The sequence below is a fragment of the Pseudomonas sp. TE31087 genome, assembly GCF_057284075.1.
This window is the reverse complement of the sequence record NZ_JBXVNN010000001.1, coordinates 719,886-743,894: the sequence shown is the minus strand read 5'-3', so window position 1 is coordinate 743,894 and position 24,009 is coordinate 719,886. Positions and strand designations below refer to the sequence as shown.

Below are 24,009 nucleotides of genomic sequence, written 5' to 3'. Positions count from 1 at the left end.
GCTCAAGACTCCTCACCTTTGGCATCAGCTGAAGGAAGCTTCATCAGGTTGCCGATGAAGGTATCGAGCCGATCGACGAACTGGTCGAACGTGCGCAACGTCTGTCGATTCATGCCGACCAGCTCCGCAAGAGGCGTCTTGTCGCGCGCGTAGACATTGTCCCAAAGGTAGAGGCACAACTTGCCGGCGATATCGGCTCGCTGAATACAAGGCTCATCGACTTCCGCCTCCAGCTCCTGCAGCGCATCCAGGAACTTCAGGATGGTGAGCCCTTCACTACCGGCGTCCGCCTTGGTCAGGTAGTACGGATAGGCACCGCCACCGTCAGAGAGAATGGACTTGAACCTGCGGGTTGCCCCAGGATCGTAGTCGGCCAATTCATGGATCCTGTCCTGCGTCGCCTTGCTGCAGTTTCTGGTGAATGCCAAGACGTTGTTTTCGAACGACGTGCTGTTGTCACCTCCGGCCCCAGACTCCGTGACTCTGTTGGCAAGCGATCGCAGCCTGTTCCAGGCATCTGCGTCCTGAAGCTCGTGTACCTTGCCTTTGCGGGGCGGGCGCGCCTTGATGAACCATGGCCCGACCAGCTTGTCATCCAGCTGGGGCGCCGTGCAGGTCTCGCGGATGAAGTCATTCAGCACCTTGAGAAATGCCTCCCAACGAACCGGTTCGGCCGACGGAATCAAGGCATCGGCCTGGATGCGTTCCTCATCCGACTCGCCCAGGTGGACCCGACAAAACTCGAAATGCCAGCGGCGCTTGAATGCCGAGTCCATGAAGAAGATCGACTCGTCACTGGTGTTCATGGTGCCGATCATGTGCAGGTTCGGCGGCAACATGAGCCGGTTGTGCTCCAGGCCCTCGCGCAGTTTCTGCTGCAGAATGCTTTGCGTGGTAGTGACAGGCCCCATTGAAACCTTCAATGCCGAGCAGATCACCTCAGATACGGTGATCGAATAGCTCGACCATCCCTCATCGTCCCTGTCCAGCAATTGGAAGATATCGCCGAAGATCTCAGCGCAGTTACCCCGGTTGATCTCGTCGATCAACAACATCACCTTCCCGGGCGTTTCTTTTTCCAACTCGGCATACGCACGCGTCAGCGCCTGGATCAGCGGGCCGGCATGCACCCTGTACTCGATCCGATGGTCAGCATTAGTCAGGGGAAGCACCCGGGCGACGAACTCGCCATAGCTGTACTCAGGATGAAAGGTAACAGGGATGATGTTCTGGTCGTCGGCACCCAGCTCACGAGCCTTGTACTTGCGGGCACGATGGCTTTTGCTGGTGCCCGGCGGCCCAAACAGAATCAATTGATGGGGAACCGATGTCATGTCGACCTCTTTCCATGAGTAGATGGCCACCCCCCAGAAACCTGTCAGGCTGACCAGAAATTGATTGCCCGCCAAATTACCATCAAAGTGCCACCAGCCAAACCCATCAGGCATCCGCCATTCGCCCCCTAGAGCGCTCGCGCCCCCTTAACGGCCCTTTCCTCGACCTTTCGGGCGAGAACCGATGCAAGTGCTCCGGCCTCTGTGCCCCAGGTATGGTCGTAACGGATAACCCGATGTCGTCTATGACAAAGCCTCCACCTCTTGCCGCTTGTCTACTGGCCCCAGAACAACGACGGCGCGCCCCGAGTGAGCCGCACCGGCCCAGGCTGCCCAGCGCAACGGAGAGCATCCATGTCCATTCCCCATGAGGTCCCGCCCGCCACCTTGCGGCGGGTGATCGCCGCCTCGGCCATCGGCAACTTCGTCGAATGGTTCGACTTCGCCGTCTACGGTTTTCTCGCCACGCTGATCGCCAGCCAGTTCTTCGCCAGCGAAGACGCAGGCGTCGCCCTGCTCAAGACCTTCGCCGTGTTCGCCGTGGCCTTCGCCCTGCGCCCGCTCGGCGGTATCGTGTTCGGCGCGCTGGGCGACCGGCTCGGACGCAAACGCATCCTGTCGCTGACCATCCTGCTGATGGCCGGCTCCACCACCCTGATCGGCCTGCTGCCGACCTACGCCAGCATCGGCGTGCTGGCCCCGGTACTGCTCACCTTCGCCCGCTGCCTGCAGGGGTTTTCCGCGGGCGGCGAATACGCCGGTGCCTGCGCCTACCTGATGGAGCACGCACCGCGAGGCAGACGAGCGTTCTACGGCAGCTTCGTGCCAGTCTCGACCTTCTCCGCGTTCGCCTGCGCGGCGGTCATCGCCTACGGCCTTGAGGCCAGCCTTACGCCCGAGGCGATGAATACCTGGGGCTGGCGCGTGCCGTTCCTGGTGGCCGCGCCCCTGGGCCTGGTGGGCCTGTACCTGCGCTGGCGCATGGAGGAGACCCCGGCGTTTCGCCAGGCGCTGGCCGAAGGCAAGGCCCACGCGCACTCGCCGCTGGGCGACACCCTGCGCCACCACGGCCGCACCATCCGCAACCTCGGCGCGTTCATCTCGCTGACGGCGCTGTCGTTCTACATGTTCACCACCTACTTCGCCACCTACCTGCAGACGGTCGGCCACCTCAGCCGCGCCCAGGCGCTGCTGGTCTCGACCGTGGCCCTACTGTTCGCCGCCGCCGGCTGCCCGCTGGCGGGTGCCTTCAGCGACCGCGTCGGCCGGCGCCGGACCATCGGTTTCACCTGCCTGTGGGTGATGCTCGCGGTGTTCCCCGCCTACTGGCTGGCCAGTTCCGGTTCGCTGTCGGGGGCCTTGCTGGGGGTGATCCTGCTGGCCATCGGCGCGCTGATGAGTGGCGTGGTCACCGCCGCGCTGCTGTCGGAATGCTTCCCCACCCGCAGCCGCTACACCGCCTCGGCGATCACCTACAACGTCGCCTACACCCTGTTCGGCGGCACCGCGCCGCTGGTGGCGACCTGGTTGATCGAACAGAGCGGCAGCCGCCTGGCACCGGCGTTCTACCTGGTAGTGATTGCGTTGCTGGCATTGGTGGGTGGGTTGGCCTTGCCGGAAACCTCGCAGGCTTCATTGCATGAGGGCACCCCAGGCAACGATCAGCCTGGGGTGTCGCAGGACCTGTAGGTGATAGCCCTGGGGCTTTTCGTGGGAGCGGGCTTGCCCGCGATGATGGCCTGAACGGTTGATGGCCTCATCGCGGGGCAAGCCCGCTCCCACAAGCCCGCTCCCACGAAACGACGCCCCAGGCCTTTCCTCAGGCCAGGTCGAAGCGGTCCAGCTCCATGACCTTCACCCACGCCGCCACGAAGTCCTTGACGAACTTGTCCTTGGCATCGCTGCTGCCATACACCTCACTCAAGGCACGCAGTTGCGCATGGGAGCCGAACACCAGGTCGACCCGGCTGGCGGTCCATTTCACCTGGCCGGTCTTGCGATCACGGCCTTCAAACGCTTCGTTGTCCGCCGAGGTCGGCTTCCACTCCACGCCCATGTCCAGCAGGTTGCGGAAGAAGTCATTGCTGAGCACGCCGACCTTGTCGGTGAACACGCCGTCCTTGCTGCCGCCATGGTTGGCGCCGAGCACCCGCAGGCCGCCGATCAGCACGGTCAGCTCCGGTGCGGTGAGCGTCAGCAACTGGGCCTTGTCCAGCAGCAGCTTCTCGGCCTTGACGCTGTAGCGGGTCTTGCTGAAGTTACGGAAACCGTCGGCAAGCGGCTCGAGCACGGCGAACGACTCGACGTCAGTCTGCTCCTGCGAGGCATCCACACGCCCCGGATGGAATGGCACGCTGATGTTGTGCCCGGCATCCTTGGCCGCCTTCTCCACCGCCGCGCTGCCAGCCAGCACAATCAGGTCGGCCAGGGAGATCTTGTTGCCGCCCTCGCTGCGGATCTTCTCCAGTGCCGTCAGCACCTTGTCCAGGCCCTGGTTCGCCGTCCAACCGTTCTGCGGAGCCAGGCGCAACCGCGCACCGTTGGCACCACCGCGCTTGTCGGAGCCGCGGAAGGTCGAGGCCGAGGCCCAGGCGGCGGAAACCAGTTCAGGGACACTCAGCCCCGAAGCCAGCACCTTGGCCTTGAGCGCGGCGATATCGGCGTCGCTCGGTTGCGGTCCTGATTTGGGCAACGGGTCCTGCCACAGCAACTCCTCGTTGGGCATTTCTGGCCCTAGGTAGCGGGCCAACGGGCCCATGTCACGGTGGATCAGCTTGTACCAGGCACGGGCGAAGGCGTCGGCAAGCTGGTCGGGATTGTCCTTGAAACGCCGGGCGATGGGTTCGTAGACAGGGTCGAAACGCAGCGCCAGGTCAGAGGTGAGCATCGAGGGCGCATGTTTCTTGCCCGGGTCGTGGGCATCGGGCACGGTCCCCGCACCCTTGCCGTCCTTTGGCCGCCACTGGTGGGCACCCGCGGGGCTCTTGGTCAGTTCCCACTCGAAATTGAACAGGTTGTTGAGGTACTCGTTGCTCCACTTCGTCGGGGTCGACGTCCAGATTACTTCCAGACCGCTGGTGATAGTGTCGCCGCCCTTGCCGGTACCGAACTTGTTGCTCCAGCCCAGGCCCTGCAGCTCCAGACCTGCGGCTTCCGGCTCGGCGCCGACATTGTCGGCAGGGCCGGCACCGTGGGTCTTGCCGAAGGCGTGGCCGCCGGCAATCAACGCCACGGTCTCTTCATCGTTCATGGCCATGCGGCCGAAGGTCTCGCGGATGTCCTTGCCGGATTTCACCGGGTCGGGCTCGCCTTCCGGGCCTTCCGGGTTGACGTAGATCAGACCCATCTGCACGGCGGCCAGCGGGTTTTCCAGGTTGCGCTCGGCCGACAGGTCGCGGTTCTGTTCCTCGCCGTGCTTGGCGGGCTCGGCCACCAGGTCACCCTGGCCGGGCGGCTGGGCCTTGACCTGGTCCTTGCCGTAGCGGGTATCACCACCCAGCCAGACCTTCTCCGAGCCCCAGTACACGTCCTCGTCGGGCTCCCACACATCGGCGCGACCACCGGAGAAGCCGAAGGTCTTGAAGCCCATGGATTCGAGGGCGACGTTGCCGGTGAGCACGATCAGGTCGGCCCAGGAGATCTTGTTGCCGTACTTCTGCTTGATCGGCCACAGCAGGCGCCGGGCCTTGTCCAGGCTGACGTTGTCCGGCCAGCTGTTGAGCGGGGCGAAGCGCTGCTGGCCGGAGCCGGCGCCGCCACGGCCGTCACCGATGCGGTAGGTGCCGGCGCTGTGCCAGGCCATGCGGATGAACAGCGGGCCATAGTGGCCGAAGTCGGCCGGCCACCAGTCCTGGGAATCGGTCATCAAGGCGGTCAGGTCATTTTTCAGGGCCTGGAAATCGAGACTCTTGAACGCCTTGGCGTAGTCGAAGTCCGGGTCCATGGGGTCGGACTTGCTGGAGTGCTGGTGGAGGATCTTCAGGTTGAGCTGGTCAGGCCACCAGTCACGGTTGCTGGTGCCGCCACCGGCGGTCTGATGGAACGGGCATTTCGATTCGTTCGCCATCTGCTTCTACCTTTTGGGTCGGTTCAATTCAGATTTCCGGGCGTTCTTGTATTTTCGTTGCCAGGTGTTGGAACGGGTGCGCCCGAAAGCGCGCCCACTCCTCATCAGTGTGGCCGGGCACGGCGGTGCACCGGCTTTTCGCGGAACCAGCAGAAAGACTAGCCGAGCTTGGGCAGAGGTCTAATAGAGGCGCTATTGGGGGGTGATAGCCTTGCTCTGTCAGCATTGCAAAACGTGTCGCGGGGCAAGCCCGCCCCCACAAACACGTGGGAGCGGGCTTGCCCCGCGACAGCGTTCAGCGCTTGAGTTTGCCGCGTTACTCGGCCACTACCGCCTGCAACCGGGCCCACAGCCGCTCGACATGCGCACGCTCGGTCGGCAGCGCCCCCACCGACACCCGCACCATCCAGCGCCCGTCGAGAGTCGCCGGGGTCACGTAGGCATCGCCCGAATTGTTGAGACGTTCGGCCCAGGCACGGGTATGGGCATCCAGCGCCTCACCCGCGAGGCCCTCCGGGCAATGACGGATGCACAGGGTCTGCAATTGCACCGGCGCCAGCACTTCCCACTGCGCCTTCGCCTCGACCTGGGCAGCCAGCCAACGGGCGTTGTCCAGGTCGCGACGCAGGCGTTGCTGCAGGGCCTCGACCCCTTCGCTGCGCAGCATGAACCACAGTTTCAGCGCGCGGAACCGGCGCCCCAGCGGGATGCCCCAATCGCGCAGGTTCTTCACCTCGCCATCGACCGCCGACTGCAGGTAGCTGGGGTTGGTGCTCATCACCCGGATCAGGTGCTGCGGATCGCGCACGTAGTAGATCGAGCAGTCGAAGGCCACACCCAGCCATTTGTGGGCGTTGACCACCACCGAGTCGGCCAGCTCGATGCCGTCCCACATCCAGCGGCACTCCGGAAGGATCATCGCCGAGCCGGCCATGGCCGAGTCCACATGCAGCCACAGCTGGTTGGCCTGGGCGATCTCGCCGATCGGACGCAGCGGGTCCAGCGCGGTAGTGGTGGTGGTGCCGGTGGTGGCGACCACGGCGCAGGGCTGGTTGCCGGCGGCCAGGTCCTGCTCGATGGCCTCGCGCAGCGCCTCCGGACGCATGGCGTAGCGGGCGTCGGTGGGGATCAGGCGGATATTGTCGCGGCCGAATCCGGCCAGCAGCGCGGCCTTGTCCACCGAGCTGTGGGCGTGGGCGCTGACGTAGACGATCAATGGCCTGGCCTGGGCCTGCAGGCCGCCGTGCACCTGGGCGTGGTCGGTGGCGCGTTCGCGGGCGCTGATCAATGCCACCAGGGTGCTGGTCGAGGCAGTGTCCTGGATCACCCCGCTCCACTGCCCGCTCAGGCCCAGCAGCTGGCGCAGCCAGTCGAGGGTGATTTCCTCCAGCTCGCTCAGTGCCGGGCTGGACTGCCACGACAGGCCGAGCACGCCCAGGCCGGTGCTGAGGAAATCGCCGAGCACCGACGACAGGGTGCCGTTGGAGGGGAAGTAACCGTAGAAGTCCGGATGCTGCCAGTGGGACAGGCCGGGCATCACCAGCTTGTCGACGTCGGCGAGGATGGCTTCGAACGGTTCGCCTTGCTGCGGCGCGCCCTCGGGCAAGGCAGACTTGAGGTAGCCCGGCTGGACCTGGGCCATGACCGGGCGCTCGCCGACGGTCTGGCGGTAGTCGGCGATCAGGTCGATCAGTTGGTGGCCGTATTGGCGAAACTCTTCTGGGGTCATGCGCGTTCTCCTGAGAGGTGTCCGCTGCCAGTGCCGGCCTCATCGCGGGGCAAGCCCGCTCCCACGCGAGTTTGCTTGCAACCCTGTTCACTGAGCGACAGCGTCGGGCTATTTCCAACAACAGGCAACATCTCTGCGTGGGAGCGGGCTTGCCCCGCGAAGAGGCCGGCACTGGCAACACAATGCCCGCAGTCTAGGCGCCTGCCGGCTTGCGAATAACCCCGCTTCGCGCATAGCTGCTATGGCGAAGGCGCATGCCCACCTTGCACGCCGAACTGCGACTGGCGCCACACCTCGAATACCCGGTTGCGCAGCCAGCGGTGCTCGGCCGAGGCCTGCAGGCGCTGGTGCCACACCACCCAGTAGCGCTGGGTGTGGTCGATGAAGCCCATCGGCCGCCAGCTCAGGCCGTGCAGCCGCGCCAGTTGCCGGGCGATGTGCTCGGGCACTGTAGCCAGGGCCTGGCCATTGCCGAGCACCTGGACCATGGCACTGAAGAACGGCACCTCCAGGCTGATGCGCCGCTGCAGCCCCTGGGCGCGCAAATGACGGTCGATGAAGCTGTCCTTGTCTCCGCCCCCGGACACCCGCACATGCTTGAAGGCCAGGTAGTCGTCCTGGCTCAGCTCGGCGCGGGTGCTCAGCGGATGGTCATGGCGCATCAGGCACACCGCCCGGTCCTCGCCCAGCAGCCGGCCGTGCAGGTTGGGCGGCGATTCGTCGAACAACGTGGTGGCCAGGTCGATCTCGCCGCTGGCGAGCAAGGCGTACTGCCCAGCCTGCCAGGTGCGGTACTCCAGCGACACGCCCGGCGCTTCCTGCTCCAGCACCGCGACCAGCTGCGGCAGCATGTGCTCGGCCACGTAGTCGGAGGCGGCGAGGCAGAAGCGTCGCTCGCAGCGCGCCGGATCGAACGCCGCGGGCTGGCGCAGGGCGTTGAGTTCCTCCAGCACCTGGCGCAACGGCTCGACCAGCGTCTCGGCGTGCTCGCTGAGCACATAGCCGCGGCCTTGGCGCACCAGCAACTGATCGTCGAAGGCCTCGCGCAGACTGGCCAGCTGGCGGCTCAGGGCCGATTGGCTGCAGCCCAGGCGCTCGGCGGCGTGGCTGAGGTTCTTCAGTTGCAGGAGGCAGTCGAGGGTGCGCAGGTGGGCGAGGCTGAGGGAGGCGAAGGTGGGGTGCATGGCGCAGGTCCGGAAATGATCGCGGGGCAAGCCCGCTCCCACAGATGTGCTGGGAGTGGGCTTGCCCCGCGAGGATGACGCGCGGATCAGTCGGTCAGGCCGACATAGACGTTCTGCACGTCTTCGTTCTCGTCGATCGCCTCGAGGAAGGCCTCGACCTCGGCCAGCGCTTCGGCGCTCAGGCTGGCTGCGCTCACCGGGTTCTTCGGGGTGTAGCCGATCTTCGCCGAGGTGACGGTGAAGCCATGCTCCGGCAAGGCCTTCTGCACGGCATCGAGGTCGGTGGTGTCGGTGATGAACAGGGTCGAACCCTCTTCCTCGCCATCCTCGAAGTCCTGGGCACCGGCTTCGATGGCCGCCATTTCCGGGTCGGCGTCGCCTTCCGGGGTAGCCTCGATCAGGCCGACATGGTTGAAGTCCCAGGCCACCGAACCGCTGGCACCCAGCTGACCCTTGCGGAACAGCACGCGGATCTGCGCCACGGTACGGTTGACGTTGTCGGTCAGGCACTCGACGATCAGCGGCACCTGGTGCGGGGCGAAGCCTTCATAGCTGACCGCATGGTACTGCACGGCCTCGCCGTCCAGGCCTGCGCCTTTCTTGATCGCACGCTCCAGGGTCTCACGGGTCATCGAGGCTTTCTTGGCCTGGACGATGGCCAGGCGCAGGCGCGGGTTCATGTCCGGGTCGGCACCGGACTTGGCAGCGATCTGGATCTCCTTGGCCAGCTTGCCCATGATCTTGCCTTTGGCATTGGCCGCTGTTTCTCTATGTTTGGCTTTCCACTGTGCGCCCATATCGACTCTCTTTGTTTCCGCGGCCGGTTCAGGAAGCGACCGGCCTTAATAAAGTGGGGAGAGTTTATACGCCCTGCGCACCGGGTTCGACAAGAAATCGCATAACCCACATGGGAGCTCAGCCCTTGTCCGCCTTCCCCGCCGCCGCCGCGAACTTCGCCAGGCGCACGTCCAGCCGGCGCGGCCGCACACCGCAGTCTTCGGCGCGCTCCTTGCGGCGGATGGCATCGCGCACCAGCAACGAGCCCAGGTAGCGCACCGGTTCCGGCGGGAACTGCCCCAGCGGCCCCTTGACCAGCGGCGAGCGGGTCCAGGCGTTGTCCAGCCCCAGTGCCAGCGACGACAGGATCTGCCCGCCCATGTGGCACGGCCCCACCCCGCTGCCGGAGTAACCGAAGCCGTAGAACACGTTGCCCTGCCCATCGAGCCGACCGAAGAACGGCAGCCCGGTCACCGAGCGGTCCGACGGCCCGTTCCAACTGGCCGCCAGCGGCACCTCGGCCAGCGCCGGGAAGAACTCGGCCAGGCTTTCGCGCAGCAGCGGCTGGTACGGCGACGGCTGGTCGAACACCGGTAGCATGCGCCCGCCGTAGGCAAAGGTATTGCCGCCCTTGCCGAGCATCAGCCGGCCATCGGAAGTGTTGTGGTAGTAGTGCACGAAGATCCGCGAGTCGAGCACACTGACGCCGCTGTCCAGGCCGATCCGACCCAGCAGTTCGGGGCACGGCTCGGTGATCACCATGTCGCTGGAGACGATCGCCACGCTGCGCCCGAACTGCGGGAAGGCCCGCGCCATCCAGGCATTGAGACCCAGCACCACACGGTCGGCGCGAACGGTGCCGGCGCGGGTGCGCACCTGCACCGGCGCGCCATGCTCCAGGCCGGTCATCGCCGTGCCCTCGTGGATGCGCACGCCACGCTGCAAGGCCACCCGGCGCAGGCCGCGCACCAGCCGCCCCGGCTGCACCGTGGCCGCGGCCGGCGAATACCAGCCCTCCAGATGCCGTTCGGAACCGGCCAGACGCTGCACCTGCTCCAGTGCCAGGTGCTGGAACGAGTTGATACCCTGTTGCTCCAGCGCTGCGATCACCGCATCGGTGCCGCCGAGCTGGGCCTGGTTGGTGGCGGTGTAGAGGGTGCCGTCCATGCGGTAGTCGCAGCGGATACCGTTGGCCGCGCAGAACTCGCCGATGGCGCCGATGCTGCGCTCGGACTCGCGCACCAGGCGCACCGCCTCGGCCACCCCGAACAATCGCTCGAGGGTGAAGTACTTGGCCGACCAGGACAGCGCGCAGCCACCGTTGCGCCCGCTGGCCCCGGCGCCGCAGATGTCCGCCTCGAGCAGCAGCACCTCCAGCTGCGGCGCCTGTTCCTTGATCATCAGCGCGGTCCACAAGCCGGTGTAGCCACCGCCGACGATGCACACGTCGCAGCGCACGTCGCCGGCAAGCGGCGGGCACGGCGCCTGGTCTTCCTGGTCCAGGGCCTGTTGCAGCCAGAAGGGTCTCATCTACTTGCTTTCCTTTAGGTACGCAGTGGCTTGATCGCCATGCTGGTGTTGGGTGCCACATCGGTGGCCTGGGGTGCTGTTGCCGGGCGGCTGTTCCAGTGCGGCAGCAGCACCAGGGCGGAGAACAGCGCCGTGCCGGCGAAGACGATAAACACCGTGACGCTGTCGAAGTAACCGGGCAGCAGGCCGCCGAGCACCGCACCCACCGAGCCGCAGCCATTGACGAAGCCGGCCGCGGTGGCGCCGGCCTTGGCCGTGCCGAAGTCGATGGCCGCGGCGCCGCTGATCATCGAGTCCGGGCCATACAGGGTCAGGCCCATCACAAACAGCAGGGCCACCACCAGCAGCACGCTGCCGCTGTGCATCGCCGCCATGAAACCGGCCAGGGTCAGGGTCAGCAGCACCAGGCTGATCACGCAGGCCGGCATGCGCCGGGCGCCGAACAGTTTGTCCGAGGCCAGGCCGATGAGGATCGGCCCGAGCAACCCGGCCAGTTCGAAGGCCGTGGGAATGATCGCCGCGCCGACCTTGCCCACCGACGGCATCTGCTCGAAGACGATCACCGGGCCCCACAGCAGGATGGCGTAGCGCGCAGGTTTGAGCATGAAGTAGGCCAGGCCCAGGGTCAGCACCGTGCGGTTGCGCAGGATCTCGCGCAGCGGCGCCCACACGCTGCACAAATTGCCCCCCGGGGCCATGCTCTGCGGCTCGGGCTCTACCGCCGGCAAGCCGACGTCCTCGGGCTTGTTGCGCTGGAAGATGAAGAACAGCACCGCCACCACGGCCACCACCACGGCGCTGGAGAAGAACGCCGCATGCCAGGTGCCGACCAGGGTGTAGGCCCACCAGCCGGCGAACGGCGAGGCCACCAGGCCGCCGAAGGCGTAGCACGAACTCCACAGCCCCAGCACCCGTCCGCGCTGGGAGGCCGGGAAGAAACTGCCGATGTTCTTGCACAGCCCCGCCCAGCCGGTGGACTGCGCCAGCCCCTGGATCAGCATGCAGGTGGCGAAGATCGGGAAGGTCGCGTAGCTGCCCATCACCACCGCGGCCGCCGCCGAGATCAGCAGCCCGCCCAGCACCACCACACGGGGGCCAAAGCGGTCGGCGAGCATGCCCCAGGTGAACTGGCCCACGGCGTAGGCGGCCAGGTAGATCGCATCGAGGTTGGCCATGGCGGCCTTGTCGAGCATGAAATTCGGATCCTCGCCGATGCCGAGCTTGGCCACCGAGAAGGCTTTGCGGGTGAAGTAGAAGGCGGCGTAGGCCAGCCAGGTAATCGCGAAGATCTGCACGCGCCAGCGTTTGATAGCGCCCAGGGATTGATTCATTGACTCTGACCTCTTGCTTGAGTGTGCCGGCAGAATGTGAAGAAACGCCTGTCTTGTTGTTGTGTTGCGCACTGCGTGACGGAGGGACGTCACCTGGTCAGATGGCGGTGGTGCCGCCATGGCCGACATGGCGCCGCTCGTGGCGGCGCAGCCGGGTTGAAACACATGGAAACAGCTGCTGACTGATAAATAAAATCGATTTATCGTATTTCACACATAAGCCCAGCTTGTAAGCGGAGTGTTCGATGTCGGTCTCCCATGCTCAACTCAAGGCCTTTCATGCAGTCGCCGAACAGGGCAGCTTCACCCGTGCGGCGCAGAAGCTGTTTTTGACCCAGCCGGCGGTGTCCGATCAGGTGCGCAAGCTCGAGGAGCGCTTCGGTGTGCTGCTGTTCCAGCGCAACAAGCGCTCGGTGCAGCTGACCGACCTGGGCGAGCGCTTGCTGGGCGTGACCCAGCGTCTGTTCGCCTGTGAGGCCGAGGCCGTGGAGCTGCTGCAGGACTCCCGCGCCCTGCACACCGGCAGCCTGACCCTGGCGGTGGACGCGCCGGTGCACGTGCTGCCGCAGATCGCCCGGTTCTGCCAGCGCTATCCGGGGATCCAGGTGAAGATCGAGACCGGCAATACCGACGAGTCGCTGGCCCGGCTGTTCAGCTACCAGGCGGACCTGGCCCTGCTCGGGCGCGATGTCGATGATGAGCGGTTGTTCTGCGTGCCGATGCGGCGTGACCCGATGGTGGCGTTCGTTTCGCACAACCATCCGTGGGCCAGCCGGGGGCAGATCAACCTGGTGGACCTGGATGACACGCCGTTGGTGCTGCGTGAGCCGGGGTCGGTGACGCGGCAGACGCTGGAGGAGGAAATGCAACGGGCCGGGTTGCGGATCCGGCCGGCGATCCAGGTCGAGGGGCGTGAGGCGGCGCGGGAGGCGGTGGTGGTGGGGATTGGCGTTGGGGTTGTTTCGGCGGCGGAGTTTGGGGCTGATGCGCGGGTTTGTGCTTTGCCGATTGTGGATTGTCGGCGGCATTTGACTGAGACGCTGGTTTGTTTGAGTGAGCAGAGGACGCGGCGGGTGGTGGCTACGTTTTTGGAGATGGTTTTGGAGGGGATTTAGGGGTGGGTCTGGGTCTGGGTCTGGGTCTGGGTCTGGGTCTGGGTCTTTGGTGATTGTTTTGGTTTTTGTATGCGCATTCGTAGAATATAACGACATTTAGGCACCTTTCCGCCCTTACGGCGGGTTACTTTGGTCTTGGCCAAAGTAACCAAAGCCGCCCCGCTCCGTTCATCCGGCCCCTACGCTGCGCTCCGGGGTTCCCTCGCTCCGTTCTTGCTCCCGGGAGGACCGCGCTGAACGCCCCATCCTGGGGCGCAGCGCTTGACGGCCATCCATGGCCGTCACCTCCCTTCGCAAGAACTCCGCTCGGCCTCCTGAAGTCGCAATTGGTGTTGCCTGAACTATTGCGCGCTTAGAAGCAAGAGCAAGAGCGAGAAACGCGAAGTTAGTTGTTTGACCATTAGTTATGTATTGGCTGTTCCGGCCCTTTCGCGGGGCAAGCCCGCTCCTACAGGGTTTTATATAACGGCGACTATTGCGTGGGAGCGGGCTTGCCCCGCGAAACAATCGAGAGATTCATTAAAAACCAACTAGCGACAGCTGCGCCAATCCAGGCGCCGCCCGTAACTTCGCGACTTCAGGAGGCCGAACGCAGGACTTGCGGAGGGAGGTGACGGGCATGGATGCCCGTCAAGCGCTGGGGCCCAGGATGGGCCCTGCAGCGCGGTCCTCCCGGGAGCAAGGCCGGAGTGAGGGAACCCGGAGCGAAGCGTAGGGCCGGATGAATGGAGCGCAACGGCTTTGGTTACTTTGGCCACGACCAAAGTAACCCGCCGTAAGGGCGGAAAGGTGAATAAGCGTCGACATCGCAAATGAACGCGCATACAACTATCAAAACAACTACCGCCCAGCCTCAAAAACCCAGAAACCCAGAAACCCAGAATCAAAAAACCATGACAAACTAACCCATCTCCAACAGCAAGGCCCCACCCACCATGTTCTACCGCCTGGCCGCCGACACCCTGGTCCTGTTCCACCTCTCGTTCATCCTGCTGGTCCTGTTCGGCGGCCTGCTGGTGCTCTGGCGCCGCCGCGCCCTGCTGATCCACCTCCCCGCCCTCGCCTGGGGCCTGGCCGTGGAAGGCCTGCACCTGGAGTGCCCCCTGACCGACTGGGAAAACCACCTGCGCACCGCCGCCGGCGACGCCGGCTACCACGGCGGTTTCGTCGAACACTACATCTGGCCAGTGATCTACCCCGCCGGCCTGACCCCACAGATCCAGCTGTGGCTGGGCACCGTCGTGCTGCTGCTCAACCTGGGGGTCTACGCCTGCGTGATCTGGCGCCTAGCGCGTCGCCACCACGAATAACCGCGGGAACGGCAACAACACCCTGCCATCGCTGGCCGGCGGATAGTCACGCTGCATGGCCTGCAGGTAAAGCTGCAGGAAACTCGTCTGCTCCTGCTCATCCAGCCGCGCCAGGTAAGGCCGCAGCGCCGAGCCCTTGAACCACTCCACCACCGCCTCGGCACCACCTTCCAGCGGGTGGTGATAGGTGGTGCGCCACACATCCACCCGCGCACACAGCGGGCTGAGCAGGTCGTAGTAGAAGCCGGCGTTGTGCCGCGGCGGCAGGCTGAAATCGGCGAACTTCCCGGCCCAGGGCCCCTGGCTGGCGATCTCGCGCAACCGGCGGTGCGCCGGCTCGTCGAGGTTATCGGGGGTCTGCACGGCCAGGCTGGCGCCATCGCCCAATTGCCGCACCAGATGCGGGTAAAGGCTGGCATGATCCGGCACCCACTGCAGCGACGCGTTGGCAAGGATCAGGTCCTGGGGCTCGTGGGCCGTCCAGCTGGCAATCTCGCCAATCTCGCAGCGCACCCGCGGAATGCTCAGGCGTGGCCGCTGCCGGGCCTTGCCGATCATGTCCGGATCGCTGTCCAGGGCGAGGACCTGGGCATCCGGACAGCGCTGCAGCAATACCTCGGTAGAGTTGCCCGGGCCGCAGCCCAGGTCCGTGGCATGCCGCACCGGACGCGCCGGCACGGCAGCCAGCAGATCGCGCACGGCGCGGGTGCGTTCGTCTTCGAACAACGAATACTGGGTGGCGGACCAGGCCATGGGCGACTCCTTGTAGGGCAATTGTGTGCAGCATAAGCCATGTCGGCATGTAGCAACGTAAGGATGATCTGACTGGCAAAGGAGGCGATGCCCACAAATGAAAACGGCCGATCCCTTAAAAGGGACCGGCCGTTGCCGGAGGCACTGCCGCGATCAGTGACGCGTGGCGGTACGGATCTGGTGCACCACGCCCATCGCCACCACGATCGCCGCGGCGATGCCGGTGGAAATCACCAGGATCTGGTAGTCAGGCATGAAGGCCATGGTCACCAGGGCCGCCACGATGAACAGGATCACCAGGTAGGTCAGCCACGGGAACAGCCACATCTTCAGGCGCACTTCCTTGCCCTCGGCGATCAGCTTGCGGCGCATGCGCAACTGCGAGAAGGCGATCACCAGGTACACCAGCAGGGCGATCATGCCGGTGGTGTTCATCAGGGTTTCCAGCACGTCCTTCGGCCGCAGGGTGTCGCTGAAGTTGATCAGCGCGCAGAACACCGCCACCAGGCACGAGCCGATGATCGCATTCACCGGCACGCCGGTACCGGTGCGGGTGTACTTGAACAGGCGCGGCGCGTCGCCGCGCTGGGCCAGGGAGAACAGCATGCGCGAGGCGGTGTAGTGGCCGGAGATCAGGCAGCTGCTCACCGAAGTCAGCACCACGAAGTTCATCAGCAACTCGGCATACGGCACGCCCAGCAGCTCCAGGGTACGGCGGTAGGCACCATAGCCGGAAACGCCCAGGTGCGGGTCGTTCCACGGCACCAGGCAGACGATCAGGAAGATCGAGCCGACATAGAACAGGCACACCCGCCACACCACCGAGTTGGTCGCCTTGACGATCTGGGTGGCCGGATCCTTCGCCTCGGAGGCCGCGATGGTGACGATCTCGGCGCCAAGGAAGGCAAACATCACCCCCAGCAAGGCCCCGATCACCGTGGTGATGCCGTTGGGCATGAAGCCTTCGGCAGTCAAATGAGTGATACCGCGCACTTCGCCGAACTGCCAGATGTTCATCACCGCGGCGGTGCACACCACCAGGAAGCAGACGATCGCCACCACCTTGATCAGCGCGAACCAGAACTCGAACTCGCCGTAGTGCTTGACGTTGAAGAAGTTGACGGTGATCAGCAGCAGCGTCGTGGCCAGCACGAACACGTTGACGCTCACGTCGGGGAAGAAACCGTGCAGGATCTTGCCCGCCACGTAGGCCTCCCAGGCCATGAGGATCACCCAGTACCACCAGTACAGCCAGCCGATGGTGAAACCGGCCCAACGGCCAATGGCGCGGTCGGCGTAGGTGGAGAACGAGCCGGTGTCCGGCGAGGAGGTCGCCATTTCGCCGAGCATGCGCATGATCAGCACCACCAGGATGCCGCCGGCGAGATAGGCCAGCACGGCGGCCGGGCCGGCGCTGTGGATCACGCTGCCGGAACCGACAAACAAGGCGCCGCCGATCACCCCGGCGATCGACATCATCGTCAGGTGGCGCGACTTGAGCGAGGCACTGAGCTTGCTCTCGTGCCCATCCTTCGCGGTGGTGGATGTGGATGTTGCGTCCATCAGTTATTTACCCCGTGCTTCTTTTTATCCAAGGAAAAACTGTGAAACCCCGATGGTTATCGGTCTCACCTGTACATCAGTGCTACTGCGGGCAGGGAGGTGTGCGGAGCACACGCAGGCCATCCGTGGCGGCCTGCTTACGCGGCCAGAGGCAACCCTCTGGACGAACTGAACCATGCTGGGGACGGACGAGAAGCGTCCGGCCAGGCGAAAGGAAGGTGCGGGGCAAACCCCGACGGCAAAGCAGCGATGTTGTGATTATTCATGGCGCTGGTACGTGCTGTGTTGGCTATATCTGACACGTAATGTAAAAATGTCGAACACATAGGGCCATGCACAGCGGCATGAAAATCGCACTGCACTGTACAGGCCGCCGATGCAATACACCCGCGATACCCCCTGCAGGCACCCGAATGCTCCAGCTCCATCCGGACTCCTCCACCCCGCTGGTCAACCAGATCATCGACGGGCTGCGCGCGCTGATCGACGACCAGACCCTCAAGCCCGGGGCCAAGGTCCCGTCGATCCGGGCGTTCGCCTCGACCTACTCGGTGAGCACCTTCACCGTGGTCGAAGCCTATGACCGCCTGGTGGCCCAAGGGTTGCTGGTGAGCAAGGGCAATGCAGGGTTCTTCGTCAATCGTGCGGCGAACGAGTTGCTGGACAAGCACAACGTCGAAGTCGACACCAGCCGCCCCACCTTCAATTCCGAGTGGTACCTGCAGCAGATCTTCGAGATCCGCCAGTTGCCATTCAAGCCGGGTTGCGGCTGGCTGCCCAACGACTGGATGTACGAGGAGGGCCTGCGCCGCGGCCTGCGCCAGGTGGCCGGCAGCCCGCTGGAGCTGTCCGGCTACGGCGACCCCCTGGGCCTGCCGGAGCTGCGTGCGCTGACCGCGCAGAACCTGCAGCAGGAACTGTCGATCGTCGCCAACCCGGCGCAGCTGATGCTCACCCACGGCGCCAGCCAGGCCCTGGACCTGGCCGTGCGCACCCTGGTACGTCCCGGCGACGTAGTGCTGGTGGACGACCCCGGCTACCCCAACCTGATGAGCATCCTGCGCACCCAGGGCGCCACCCTGGTGGGCGTGCCTCGCACTCCGGCCGGCTACGACCTCGACCAGCTCGAGCGCCTGCTGGTCCACCACCGCCCCACGGCGTTCTTCACCCAGCCGCACCTGCACAGCCCGACCTGCTCGCGCACTCCGCTGGCGCAGCTGCACCGTTTGCTGCAACTGGCCAGCCAGCATGGTTTCCGCCTGGTGGAGAACAACCTCTACGCCGACATGATCGCCGACCCGCTGCCCTGCCTGGCCAGCCTCGACCACTTGCAGCAGGTGGTGTACGTGGGCAGCTACTCGAAAAGCATTTCACCCAACGTGCGGGTCGGCTACCTGCTGGCCAACCCCGAACTGACCCAGCAACTGCTGCACCTGAAGATGCGCTCGGGCCTGACCACTTCGCAGGTGATGGAACGGGTGGTATACGCCGCGATCATCGACGGTCGCTGGCGCAAGCACCTCAAGCGCCTGCGCCAGCGCCTGGCCGAGGCGCACCAGGAAGTCGGCCGGCACCTGCACCGGCTGGGCTTCGAGCTGTTCATCGAATCGGATGAGGGGATGTACATCTGGACCCGCCATCCGGCGATCCCCGACAGCGCCGCGCTGCTGGATGATGCCCTGGAGAAAGGCATCATGCTCGGGCCCGGGCAACTATTCATGGTCGATGCCAAGGCCACCGGCTGGATGCGCTTCAATGTGGCGTTCAGTACCGATCCGGCGATGTGGGAGTTGCTGGAGAAGGTGTTGGTCAAGCACGTTCGCCGAGGTTGAAGTCAACACTTCTCATAAGCGCGGAACTAGCCCGGCGCACTCACCTAAAGAGAGTGCGAAACACCCGCAGCCCTGCTCCGCCCCAGCCACGCATACGCCAACGCCAGCAACCCCAGCACCAGCCCGGCAAACACCGCCGCCACCAGCTGGCTGTAGCGCGCCAGGAGCGCCGGGAACCCCACCACCTCGCGGGTCACCTGGATATCGGCGCTGCCGTCGGCATCGCGGATGCTGATGCCGCCCTGGCGGATCTGCGAGTAGTCGGCGTCGAAGTACACCCAGACCTTGCTCTCGCTCACCCCGTCGATGGCCGGCAGGTCGATGCTGCTGGTGGGCGTCGGCACCAGCGTGTCATTGCCGGCGGCGTCGCGCACCTGCACCAGGCCTTTGGCCGGCAAACGGATGTGCACGGCCTTGAGCGGCGCCTGCGCGGGGTTGTACAGCTCGATGAGCAGGCCGGTGCGGTGATCCACCAATCCGGCCTCGAACGGCCTGGCAAACAGCTGCAGATACGGGGCCTGGGCCAGATCGACCAGCTTGTCGATCTGCGGATGGCTGAGGGAACCAGCGCCGATCTCGCTGATCTGCGTGTGCAGCCGCTCGTACTTGAGCAGGTCGTTGGCCTGGCTGATACGCTCGCTGAACTGGCCCGGATAGGTGAGATGGGCGTAGGTCAGGCGCGCCTGCAGGCGGTCGTCGTCGCGCAGCACCGCATAGAGCGCGGCGGCGACGGTGACCAGGGCCAGCAGGCCCACCAGGGATTTACCGACTTTTTCCCAATTCACCTTGAGGGTTCCTTGTTTACGGGCGTGACGAGAGGCAAGGCAGGCAAGGGTGCCAAGAACACCGGGTTCGGGCAAGGGTTGGCTGCGTGTGATGAAGCGGTCTTGTGCGATGACCGAAATGTAAGCGTTTCCCTGTAGGAGCGGCCTTGTGTCGCGAAAGGGCCGCAAAGCGGCCCCGGCGATATCAGCTTGAGGCACAAATCTTGGGGGCGCTTCGCACCCCTTTCCGACCGGTCCGACGCCTCGGCAAGGCCGCTCCTACAGGGGAGAGTGATCGGCCGCATCAGCCCCGCGCCAGCAACCCCGGTACCGCGACCACCAGCATCGCCACCCCGGACAGGGTCAGCAGCCCCAGCACGATCCGGCGAAACGCCAGTTCACTGATCCCCAGGTACAGGCGCGTACCCAGCAGCGTCGGCACTGCCATCGCCAACGCCACTACCGCGAACGCCGGCAGCAACGCCGGGGTCACCAGTCCGCTGCCCAGGTAGGTGAGCATGGTCACCGCCAGCATCGACAGGTTGAAGTTCTGGATCACCGCCCGCTGGGTGTCGCGCTCGAACCCGCGCAGGGTGCACCAGAGCGTCGGCACCGTGCCGGTAAAGCCACCGATGCCGCCCAGCACCCCACCGACCATGCCCACCGCGCCATCGGCCAGGCGCCCGCCCTGCAGACGCGGCAGGCGCGGCGCCAGCAGCATCAGTGGGCACCACACCACCAGCAGCGTGCCGAACACCGCCTTGAACCACAGCATGTCCAGGTAAGGCAGCACCCACACGCCCAGTGGAATCCCCGCCAGCCCGCCCAGCACGAAGGGCCACAGCAGCGTCCAGCTGAAGCCCCGGCGCACGCTGAACACGGCGATCAACTGCCCGGTAAGGCTACCGAACACGGTCAGCACCGCCGCCACCCGTGGCTCCAGCCCCCAGGCCCAGAACGACATGGCCACCATGCCGAAGGCAAAGCCCGACAGACCCTGGACGAAACCGGCGACGATGGCGCCAAGGGCGATGAGATAGAGCGGATCCATGTGGGCCCCCTGCGACGATCGATGACATCGGCTGGGGAGCATTCCCCACCCAGCAATGGGTGTCCAGCCCCAGGTTTGCGGCAACACCTTGAGCGTTTCTCGTTCGCAACACTGCAACATCTTGAAACAACTGGCGTTTGGCCATTTACCGCTTGGCACAGCCGTTGCTGACCTCTGTTCAAGGCACATCGCCGCTCCTCGAGTGGCAACAGATGCCAGTCTGCACAACACGGGGCATACGGCAATGAAGAAACCAGCTGCAACATCGACCCAGGTGTCCAGGTTGTCCTCCCTCACGGCACTGCTGCTCAGCCTGGGGCTGGCCAGCGCGGTCGCCGGGTCGCTCGACGACGTGAGCCAGCCACCTCCTACCGATCCTTCCGCGTACAGCGACCCGCCCGCCACGCCAGCGGCCCAGGCGGCGGCACTGGAGGCCCTGAAGTCGATGCCCGAGGCCAACGAAGGCTCGCTGGAGCTGACCAATGGCGTCTACGGCACCCGCGCCACCGTGACCAGCAACAACGTGCTGCCCCCTGCGTTGCAGACTTCGCGCAAGTACCCCACCAACGGCAAGCCCAGCCCCTTGTTCGGCGCCGAGCCGTTCACTCAGCAGCTGCTGCTGTTCGAAGAATTCGGCCCGGAGAAACTCGACCCGGCCACCCCGCCCTACGCCATGACCTTCCCGCCGCCCGTGATCGGCGCGGCCCCCGCCCAGGACCCCGACTACGCCGCCCGCAGCAGCCCCAACGGCAACGCCCTGGAAGCGTTCCTGACCCAGCCGGGGCTGACGCCGTTCCCGTCGCAGTACGCCAACGTGCTCGACCGCAACCCGTGGAAGGCGCAGATCGAGATGTTCCTCAACCGCAGCGGGGTCGGCTCGCCCGCCGAAGGCCGGCCGCCAGGAAAGGGCTGGTCGCACCAGCGCTGGAACGAGTTCTACCCCCAGGCCGCGTTCAAGACCGCCCAGGCCGGGGCGCGCATCAACCAGGGCCTGCGCGACCGCAAGCAATTGCACAACTACGCCAAGGGTGAATTCGCCCCGGGCGGGCTGTACTACCAGACCTCCGACATCCCCACCACCCTGGGCACCACCAAGGGCATCGACACGCGCTTCCACCCGAAAATGCCCCTGCAGGGCCACAAGGCGCTGTGGACCTTCGACGGCACCTTCCCGGTCAAGCTGCTGATGGTGCGCTACGGCCAGCCGGTACTGATGCGCCACTACAACGCCCTGCCGATCGACCCATCGGCCAACAACGGCTTCGGCCTGCACACCATCTCCACCCACGAGCATAACGGCCACTCGCCGGCCGAGAGCGACGGCTTCGCCAATGCCTACTTCTTCCCCGGCCAGTATTACGACTACCGCTGGCCGATCCAGCTGGCCGGCTACGACACCATCAACACCCGTGCCCAGGACCCGCGCGCCGCCTTCCCCTGCGCGCCGGGCGAAACCCTGTACGTCAACGACGCCTCACCAGGCCTGAAGACCTGCGAGAACGGCAGCATCAAGATACGCGGCGACTGGCGCGAGACCATGAGCACCCACTGGTTCCACGACCACATGCTCGACTTCACCGCGCAGAACGTCTACAAGGGCAACGCGGTGATGATGAACTACTACTCGGCCATCGACCGCGGCAACGAGGCCCTGCAGGACGGCGTCAACCTGCGTTTTCCCAGCGGCGCGGCGATGCCGTGGGGCAACCGCGACTATGACGTCAACCTGGTGATCGCCGACAAGGCCTGGGATGCCAACGGCCAGCTGTGGTTCAACCCGTTCAACACCGACGGCTTCCTCGGCGACCAGATCCTGGTCAACTGGCAGTACCAGCCCAAGCTCAAGGTGCGCGCGCGCAGCTACCGCTTCCGCATTCTCAACGGCTCGGTGTCGCGTTACTTCAAGTTCGCCGTGGTGCGTGAAATCGCCGGCACCAGCGGCGAGTTCAAGGGCCCGACCGGCTCCAACCTTTCCTACGCCCGGGTGCCGTTCCACATGATCGCCAACGACGGCAACATCATGGAACACGCCGTGCCGTTCGACGGCACCCTGGACCTCAACGGTGACGGCAACCTGCAGGACAACAACGCCATCATGCCGCTGCAGGGCATCGCCGAGCGCTACGACATCATCATCAATTTCGCCAGGAACGGGATCAAGGTCGGCGACAAGCTGTACTTCGTCAACCTCATGGAACACGAGACCGGCAAGGGCCCGAAACAGCCCATCGCCCTGGCCGACGTGCTGTCGGGCAAGTACAAGCCTGTGATCAAGCAGACCAGCAACGGCCCGGAATGGGATGGCGGCGACCCGGTGGTCGGCAAGTTCATGCAACTGATCGTGCAGCCCTACACCGGCCAGGACGTCAGCATGGACCCGAGCCTGTATGAACCGGCCAAGCCCGGCAAGGCTGCTGGCCTGGCGATGATCCCCCTGCCCATCGACCGCAACAGCGCCAGCGATCAGGTCAAGATCAAGGCCGCTCGCCACCGCGAGTTCATCTTCGGCCGCTCCGACGGCACCGACAGCACGCCCTGGACCATCAAGACCGACGGCGGCTTTGGCTTCACCATGGACCCACGGCGTATCAGCGCCGCCCCGCAACTGGCCAACGAAGCCACCGACGCTGGCTTCAGCGGCGATGGCACCCTGGAAGTGTGGAAGATCAAGAACGGCGGCAACGGCTGGAGCCACCCGGTGCACGTGCACTTCGAGGAAGGGGTGATCCTCAGCCGCGACGGCAAGGCGCCGCCGGAATGGGAAAAATGGGCGCGCAAGGACGTGTACCGCATCGGCGCGGATGCTGATTCGTCGGAAGAAGTGGAAATGGCCATTCGCTTCCGCGAGTTCGCCGGCACCTACATGGAGCACTGCCACAACACCCAGCACGAGGACACCTCGATGCTGCTGCGCTGGGACCTGGAACACCCCGGCCAGTTCCAGATGATGCCGACGCCGCTGCCCGGCTGGGATGGCGTGGAATACATCAACTCCGCCGCCCTGCCGACCTTCCGCACTGCCAGCAGTGGCCCCGGCAACGACAGCAACAAGCCGCCGGTGGCGGTGAACGACAGCGCCGCGACCATGGCCGGCAAGCCGATCGTGCTCAACGTGCTGGCCAACGACACCGATCCCGACGGCAACCTGCCGCTGAGCATCAGCAGCCTGGCTCAGCCCGACTCCGGCCAGGGCACGGTGAGCAGCAACGGCACCCAGCTGACCTATACCCCCCCGGCCACGGTCGCCACGGCATTCACCGCCAGCTTCACCTATGCCGCGCGCGACGCCAAGGGCCTCGAGTCGCTGGCGCCGGCCACGGTGAGCATTGCGGTCTCGCCGGCGGTACCGATGGACCAGATCCAGGTCAGCAGCGCCACGGTACAGTTGCGCAGCAACAGCCGCTGGACCTGGGAAATCGCCGGGACCACCTCGGTGGCCGCCGGCAACAGTATCCGGGTCTCCACCAACACCACCAGCGGGCCGCTCGACCTGGGCCTGGCGACCCTGACCACCAGCGGCAGCGGCGCGCGCTGGAAGTTGTCGGTGACCACTACTGGCAGCGGCCCGGCCTCGCCACCGGCGGTGACGGTGAAGTCGGCGCTGGGGCAGAGCGTGACGGTGCCGCTGAGTATCCGTTGATATCGCCAAGACCACACTGGGGATTGGCGT

General features: G+C 65.3%; 16 protein-coding genes. 5 read left to right on the top strand and 11 right to left on the bottom strand.

The window, feature by feature from the left end:
* Positions 1-2: 2 nt before the first annotated feature.
* Positions 3-1,448 (bottom strand): McrB family protein, encoded by a 1,446-nt coding sequence (locus tag ACZ899_RS03475; RefSeq protein ID WP_234562376.1) that lies wholly within the window; start codon positions 1,446-1,448, stop codon positions 3-5.
* A gap of 240 nt (positions 1,449-1,688) precedes the next feature.
* Here ACZ899_RS03475 and ACZ899_RS03470 point away from each other — a divergent pair, with 240 nt between their 5' ends.
* Positions 1,689-3,023 (top strand): MFS transporter, encoded by a 1,335-nt coding sequence (locus ACZ899_RS03470; RefSeq protein ID WP_234562377.1) that lies wholly within the window; start codon positions 1,689-1,691, stop codon positions 3,021-3,023.
* A 130-nt stretch (positions 3,024-3,153) separates the two neighbouring features.
* On the opposite strand, the gene katG is transcribed toward ACZ899_RS03470, so the two are convergent.
* From katG to ACZ899_RS03440, 6 genes are all read right to left on the bottom strand, one after another.
* Positions 3,154-5,400 carry a catalase/peroxidase HPI gene (gene katG, locus ACZ899_RS03465; protein ID WP_234562378.1) on the bottom strand — a complete coding sequence of 749 codons (2,247 nt, stop codon included), beginning with the start codon at positions 5,398-5,400 and terminating at the stop codon, positions 3,154-3,156.
* Positions 5,401-5,716: 316 nt separating this feature from the next.
* Complete coding sequence (locus tag ACZ899_RS03460; protein ID WP_234563103.1) at positions 5,717-7,129, bottom strand: DOPA decarboxylase; 1,413 nt, start codon at positions 7,127-7,129, stop codon at positions 5,717-5,719.
* Between the two features lie 239 nt (positions 7,130-7,368).
* On the bottom strand, positions 7,369-8,313 hold the full coding sequence (locus ACZ899_RS03455; protein WP_234563102.1) for a LysR family transcriptional regulator: 945 nt from the start codon (positions 8,311-8,313) through the stop codon (positions 7,369-7,371).
* Between the two features lie 86 nt (positions 8,314-8,399).
* Positions 8,400-9,110: a YebC/PmpR family DNA-binding transcriptional regulator gene (locus tag ACZ899_RS03450; RefSeq protein ID WP_023631852.1), complete on the bottom strand. Its 711-nt coding sequence runs from the start codon at positions 9,108-9,110 to the stop codon at positions 8,400-8,402.
* Positions 9,111-9,228: 118 nt separating this feature from the next.
* A complete protein-coding gene (locus ACZ899_RS03445) occupies positions 9,229-10,620 on the bottom strand; it encodes an FAD-dependent oxidoreductase (protein ID WP_234563101.1) in 1,392 nt (463 codons plus the stop codon).
* 14 nt (positions 10,621-10,634) lie between these two features.
* Positions 10,635-11,951 (bottom strand): MFS transporter, encoded by a 1,317-nt coding sequence (locus ACZ899_RS03440; protein WP_234563100.1) that lies wholly within the window; start codon positions 11,949-11,951, stop codon positions 10,635-10,637.
* A 245-nt stretch (positions 11,952-12,196) separates the two neighbouring features.
* On the opposite strand from ACZ899_RS03440, the gene ACZ899_RS03435 reads away from it, so the two are divergent.
* On the top strand, positions 12,197-13,066 hold the full coding sequence (locus ACZ899_RS03435; protein ID WP_234563099.1) for a LysR substrate-binding domain-containing protein: 870 nt from the start codon (positions 12,197-12,199) through the stop codon (positions 13,064-13,066).
* Positions 13,067-14,001: 935 nt separating this feature from the next.
* Positions 14,002-14,376: a DUF2784 domain-containing protein gene (locus tag ACZ899_RS03430; protein ID WP_234560698.1), complete on the top strand. Its 375-nt coding sequence runs from the start codon at positions 14,002-14,004 to the stop codon at positions 14,374-14,376.
* On the opposite strand, the gene tam is transcribed toward ACZ899_RS03430, so the two are convergent.
* Complete coding sequence (gene tam, locus ACZ899_RS03425) at positions 14,353-15,129, bottom strand: trans-aconitate 2-methyltransferase (RefSeq protein WP_234560699.1); 777 nt, start codon at positions 15,127-15,129, stop codon at positions 14,353-14,355. The genes ACZ899_RS03430 and tam overlap by 24 nt on opposite strands.
* A gap of 153 nt (positions 15,130-15,282) precedes the next feature.
* Positions 15,283-16,692, bottom strand: coding sequence for an amino acid permease (locus tag ACZ899_RS03420; RefSeq protein WP_234560700.1), 1,410 nt, complete (start codon positions 16,690-16,692; stop codon positions 15,283-15,285).
* A gap of 413 nt (positions 16,693-17,105) precedes the next feature.
* Between ACZ899_RS03420 and ACZ899_RS03415 the strand changes: the two genes are divergently transcribed.
* Entirely contained in the window at positions 17,106-18,524 is a 1,419-nt protein-coding gene (locus ACZ899_RS03415; protein ID WP_234560701.1) for an aminotransferase-like domain-containing protein, read from the top strand.
* Between the two features lie 44 nt (positions 18,525-18,568).
* Here ACZ899_RS03415 and ACZ899_RS03410 read toward each other — a convergent pair whose 3' ends face one another.
* Entirely contained in the window at positions 18,569-19,309 is a 741-nt protein-coding gene (locus tag ACZ899_RS03410; RefSeq protein WP_234560702.1) for a hypothetical protein, read from the bottom strand.
* Positions 19,310-19,592: 283 nt separating this feature from the next.
* Positions 19,593-20,339, bottom strand: a complete 747-nt coding sequence (locus ACZ899_RS03405; RefSeq protein ID WP_186734299.1) for a sulfite exporter TauE/SafE family protein — start codon at positions 20,337-20,339, stop codon at positions 19,593-19,595.
* Positions 20,340-20,583: 244 nt separating this feature from the next.
* Here ACZ899_RS03405 and ACZ899_RS03400 point away from each other — a divergent pair, with 244 nt between their 5' ends.
* On the top strand, positions 20,584-23,979 hold the full coding sequence (locus ACZ899_RS03400) for an Ig-like domain-containing protein (protein WP_232855589.1): 3,396 nt from the start codon (positions 20,584-20,586) through the stop codon (positions 23,977-23,979).
* Positions 23,980-24,009 lie beyond the last annotated feature (30 nt).

What these genes read in the sequence shown, in the direction of transcription:
- ACZ899_RS03475 (WP_234562376.1), bottom strand. Translation starts at nt 1,448, where the DNA reads ATGCCTGATGGGTTTGGCTGGTGGCACTTTGATGGTAATTTGGCGGGC.
- ACZ899_RS03470 (WP_234562377.1), top strand. Translation starts at nt 1,689, where the DNA reads ATGTCCATTCCCCATGAGGTCCCGCCCGCCACCTTGCGGCGGGTGATC.
- katG (WP_234562378.1), bottom strand. Translation starts at nt 5,400, where the DNA reads ATGGCGAACGAATCGAAATGCCCGTTCCATCAGACCGCCGGTGGCGGC.
- ACZ899_RS03460 (WP_234563103.1), bottom strand. Translation starts at nt 7,129, where the DNA reads ATGACCCCAGAAGAGTTTCGCCAATACGGCCACCAACTGATCGACCTG.
- ACZ899_RS03455 (WP_234563102.1), bottom strand. Translation starts at nt 8,313, where the DNA reads ATGCACCCCACCTTCGCCTCCCTCAGCCTCGCCCACCTGCGCACCCTC.
- ACZ899_RS03450 (WP_023631852.1), bottom strand. Translation starts at nt 9,110, where the DNA reads ATGGGCGCACAGTGGAAAGCCAAACATAGAGAAACAGCGGCCAATGCC.
- ACZ899_RS03445 (WP_234563101.1), bottom strand. Translation starts at nt 10,620, where the DNA reads ATGAGACCCTTCTGGCTGCAACAGGCCCTGGACCAGGAAGACCAGGCG.
- ACZ899_RS03440 (WP_234563100.1), bottom strand. Translation starts at nt 11,951, where the DNA reads ATGAATCAATCCCTGGGCGCTATCAAACGCTGGCGCGTGCAGATCTTC.
- ACZ899_RS03435 (WP_234563099.1), top strand. Translation starts at nt 12,197, where the DNA reads ATGTCGGTCTCCCATGCTCAACTCAAGGCCTTTCATGCAGTCGCCGAA.
- ACZ899_RS03430 (WP_234560698.1), top strand. Translation starts at nt 14,002, where the DNA reads ATGTTCTACCGCCTGGCCGCCGACACCCTGGTCCTGTTCCACCTCTCG.
- tam (WP_234560699.1), bottom strand. Translation starts at nt 15,129, where the DNA reads ATGGCCTGGTCCGCCACCCAGTATTCGTTGTTCGAAGACGAACGCACC.
- ACZ899_RS03420 (WP_234560700.1), bottom strand. Translation starts at nt 16,692, where the DNA reads ATGGACGCAACATCCACATCCACCACCGCGAAGGATGGGCACGAGAGC.
- ACZ899_RS03415 (WP_234560701.1), top strand. Translation starts at nt 17,106, where the DNA reads ATGCTCCAGCTCCATCCGGACTCCTCCACCCCGCTGGTCAACCAGATC.
- ACZ899_RS03405 (WP_186734299.1), bottom strand. Translation starts at nt 20,339, where the DNA reads ATGGATCCGCTCTATCTCATCGCCCTTGGCGCCATCGTCGCCGGTTTC.
- ACZ899_RS03400 (WP_232855589.1), top strand. Translation starts at nt 20,584, where the DNA reads ATGAAGAAACCAGCTGCAACATCGACCCAGGTGTCCAGGTTGTCCTCC.